At 71.5% G+C, this 3,713-nt stretch carries 2 protein-coding genes; both read left to right on the forward strand.

All coding sequences use genetic code 11. The annotated features are described in order from the left end of the window. Nucleotides 1–673: phosphopantetheine-binding protein (locus ABD329_RS47455; RefSeq protein ID WP_344318225.1), on the forward strand; the 673-nt coding region annotated here is incomplete at its 5' end. Nucleotides 674–730: 57 nt separating this feature from the next. Beyond that, a partial coding sequence (locus ABD329_RS47460) for a type I polyketide synthase (RefSeq protein ID WP_344318226.1) occupies nucleotides 731–3,713 on the forward strand: 2,983 nt, incomplete at its 3' end.

The raw sequence follows: 3,713 nt of genomic DNA on the forward strand, positions 1-3,713 counted from the left end.
GCGGGCGTTGGACGACGACGAGACCGCGGTGATGATCGCGGACATCGACTGGGAGCACTTCGCCTCCCGGTTCACCGCCACACGGCCCAGCCCGCTGCTGAGCGAACTGCTGCCCCGCTCCAGCGCGCCGATGGAACCGGTCGAGGCACTCGCCACCCGGTTGCGGGGCATGTCGCGGATCGAGCGCGATCGGGCGGTGCTGGAGCTGGTCCGTGCCCAAGTGGCGGCCGTGCTGGGGCATGCGAAGCCCGCTTCGGTCGACCCCTCGCGGACCTTCCAGGAAGTCGGCTTCGACTCGCTGACCGCGGTGGAGCTGCGGAACCGGCTGGCCACCGCCACCGGCGTACCGTTCCCGGGATCCGTCATTTTCGACTATCCGACTCCCGCGGCGCTCGCCGACCATGTCCGGGCCCGGTTCGTCCCGGACAAGGACAAGGAAAGGGACAAGGACAACGACGAGGGCGGCGCGACGTCCGTGCTCGACGAGCTGACCAGGCTGGAAGCCGTGCTGTCCGACCTGTCCCCGAGCGACGTGGCCGGTGCCGAGGTCGCCGCGAAGATCAAGAGCCTGCTGTCCCACTGGGGAGCGGCCACCACCAGTGACATCGACATGGATTCCGCGACGGACGAGGAGATGTTCGACCTCCTCGGCAAGGAGTTCGGGATCTCGTGACCCTGCCGTCGAGTTCGTCTCCGAGTGAGTCCAGCACCGCGTTGAGAGGGCCGTCCTGTGGAGAATGAAGAGAAACTTCGTCATTACCTCAAAGAGGTCACGAAGGATCTGCGGCAGACCCGCCAGCGCCTCCAGGACGTCGAGGCGAAGAGCCGCGAGCCCATCGCGATCGTCGGCATGAGCTGCCGGTTCCCCGGGGGCATCGCAACGCCGGAAGCGCTGTGGGAGCTGGTGCGCGAGGGCGGCGACGCGGTGTCGGAGTTCCCGGCCGACCGCGGATGGGACACGGAGGGCCTCTACGACCCCGCGGGCGGCTCCGGGAAGTCGGTCACCCGCTACGGCGGATTCCTGCGCGGCGTCGCCGATTTCGACGCCGCGCTCTTCGGGATCTCGCCCCGTGAGGCCATCGCGATGGACCCGCAGCAGCGGCTGATGCTGGAGACCTCCTGGGAGGCGTTCGAGCGGGCCGGTGTCAACCGTGACGCGGTGCGGGGCAGCCGGACCGGGGTGTTCATCGGCACCAACGGCCAGGACTACGCGACACTGCTCAGCGCCGCCCGGGACGATGTGCAGGGCCATCTCGGCACGGGCAGCGCGGCCAGTGTGCTCTCGGGACGGGTCGCCTACACCTTCGGTCTCGAGGGGCCGACGGTCACCGTGGACACCGCGTGCTCGTCCTCGCTGATCGCCCTGCACCTGGCCGTCCAGGCGCTGCGCAACGGTGAGTGCGAGCTGGCGCTCGCGGGCGGCGTCACGGTGATGACGACGACGAACACCTTCGTCGAGCTGTCCAAGCAGGGCGGGCTGGCGCCGGACGGCCGGTCCAAGGCGTTCGCGGCGGCGGCGGACGGCACCGGCTGGGGTGAGGGCGCCGGGATGCTGCTGGTGGAGCGGCTGTCCGACGCCGAACGGCACGGTCACCCAGTGCTCGCGGTGGTGCGTGGCACCGCCGCCAACCAGGACGGCGCGTCGAACGGGCTGACCGCGCCCAACGGGCCCTCCCAGCGCCGGGTCATCCGCGCGGCGCTGTCCAACGCCCAGCTGTCCACGGGCGATGTCGACGTGGTGGAGGCACACGGCACCGGCACCCGGCTCGGCGACCCGATCGAGGCGCAGGCCCTGCTGGACACCTACGGCCAGGACCGGGACCGGCCGCTGTGGCTGGGATCGGTCAAGTCGAACCTGGGACACACCCAGGCCGCCGCGGGTGTCGCCGGGGTCATCAAGATGGTGCTCGCCATGCGCCACGGTGTGCTGCCGCGCACTCTGCACGTGGACGAACCGACCCCGCATGTGGACTGGTCCGCCGGGGCGGTGCGGCTGCTCACCGAGCGGACCCCGTGGCCGGAGACCGACCGGCCGCGCAGGGCGGGCGTCTCCGCGTTCGGAGTGAGCGGCACCAACGCCCATGTGATCGTGGAGCAGGTGCCGGAGGCCGAGCCCGTCGAGCCGCCCCGGACCGAACCGGTGACGGTGCCCTGGGTGCTCTCGGGTCAGGGCGAGGCCGGTCTGCGGGCGTTCGCGGCCCGGCTCGCCGACGTGGCCACCGAAGCGCACCCCGGCGACCTCGGATGGACCCTGGCCACCACCCGCTCGGCGCTGCCGCACCGTGCGGTGGTGATCGGATCCACACCAGAGGAACTGCGGAGCGGCCTCGCGGCGGTGGCCGCCGGAGAGCCGGCCTCGAACGTCGTGGAGGGCGTGGCCGGGGCCGACACCGGCGTGGTCTTCGTCTTCCCGGGGCAGGGCTCGCAGTGGGCCGGTATGGCCGTGGAACTGCTGGACTCCTCCCCGGCCTTCGCCCGCCGGTTCGCCGAATGCGCCCGTGCCCTTGAGACACACCTCGACTGGTCCATCGAGGACGTGGTGCGCTCCGCGCCCGGTGCGCCCTCGCTCGACCTCATCGAGGTCGTCCAGCCGGTCCTGTTCACCATGATGGTGTCCCTCGCCGAGCTGTGGGCCTCCTACGGGATCACTCCATCGGCCGTGGTCGGCCACTCCCAGGGCGAGATCGCGGCGGCCTGTGTGGCCGGGGCGCTGACGCTGGAGGACGCGGCCAAGGTAGTGGTGTTGCGCAGCCGCCTCTTCGCCGAAACGCTGGTGGGCAACGGCGCCATCGCCTCGGTCGCCCTGTCGGCGGAACAACTGGCCACCCGGATCGAGCCCTGGGGCCGGCGCCTCGTGGTGGCCGGGGTGAACGGGCCCGCGGCCGCCACGGTGGCCGGCGATCCCCAGAGCCTCGAGGAGTTCGTCGCCGCATGCGTGGCGGACGGCGTACGCGCCCGCGTCGTGCCCGCCACCGTGGCTTCCCACGGTCCGCAGGTGGAACCGCTGCGGGAGCGGCTGCTCACGCTGTTGGCCGACGTGGCGCCACGCCGGTCCACCGTTCCGTTCTACTCCACGGTGACCGGCGGACTCCTGGACACCACCGAACTCGACGCGGACTACTGGTTTTGGAACGCCCGTAAGCCGATCGACTTTCTCGGCGCGCTCCGGGCGCTGTTCGCCGACGGCCACCGCGTCTTCGTGGAATCGAGCACCCACCCCGCGCTGACCATGGGGGTCCAGGACACCGCGGACGCCTCCGGCGAGTCCGTGGAGGTCACCGGCTCGCTGCGGCGTGGCGAGGGCGGGCTCGACCAGTTCCACTCGGCCGTGGCGCGGCTGCATGTGCACGGAGTACGGGTGGACTGGTCCGCGGCCTTCGGGGCGGCGCGGCGGGTGGAGCTGCCGACCTACCCCTTCCAGCGGGAGCGTTACTGGCTGGCGCCGCGGCCCGGCCAGGGTGACGCCTCCGCCCTGGGTCTTGGCGCACTCGACCATCCCCTGCTGGGGGCCACGGTCGTGCTGCCCGAGTCCGGCGGTTGCCTGCTCACCGGTCGGCTGTCCCTGGCCGCTCACCCCTGGCTGGCCGATCACGCCCTCTCCGGTGTGGTGTTGCTGCCGGGTACGGGGTTTGTGGAGTTGGTGTTGCAGGCGGGGTTGCGGTGGGGGTGCGGGGTTGTTGAGGAGTTGACTTTGGAGGGGCCGTTGGTGCTTC

The sequence above is a fragment of the Streptomyces javensis genome (genome assembly GCF_039525925.1).
GTDB classification, from domain to species: Bacteria; Actinomycetota; Actinomycetes; order Streptomycetales; family Streptomycetaceae; genus Streptomyces; species Streptomyces asiaticus.